The sequence below is a fragment of the Shewanella sp. AS16 genome, from assembly GCF_021412365.1.
Taxonomy (GTDB): domain Bacteria; phylum Pseudomonadota; class Gammaproteobacteria; order Enterobacterales; family Shewanellaceae; genus Shewanella; species Shewanella salipaludis.
In genome coordinates this window covers 1-282 of the sequence record NZ_JAKCLK010000424.1, presented here as the reverse complement: position 1 = coordinate 282, position 282 = coordinate 1, and the positions used below count along the sequence as shown (strand labels likewise).

Annotated in this window: 1 protein-coding gene; it reads left to right on the top strand. The window is 67.0% G+C overall.

The window, feature by feature from the left end; genetic code table 11:
- A partial coding sequence (locus tag LZP73_RS20940; RefSeq protein WP_234236918.1) for a hypothetical protein occupies positions 1-282 on the top strand: 282 nt, incomplete at both ends.

The window sequence follows — 282 nt, the reverse complement described above, 5'->3', positions numbered from 1 at the left end:
GTGGCCTACCAGATGAGCGCCGTCCAGGCCCTGGAGGGCATCTTTGGCGTCGACCCCGGCCCCTGGGTGCGCGATCTGCGGCGGCTGTTCTACTGCGGCGAGTGGATCGAATCCCACAGCCTGCACATCCACCTGCTGGCCGCGCCGGATTTCCTGGGTTACGCCAATGTGGCGGAGATGGCCCGCCACTACCCCGATGAGGTGCGGAGGGGACTGAGGCTCCAGGCATTGGGTAATGAAACCATCCGCCTGCTGGGCGGGCGTTCGGTGCACCCGGTGGGT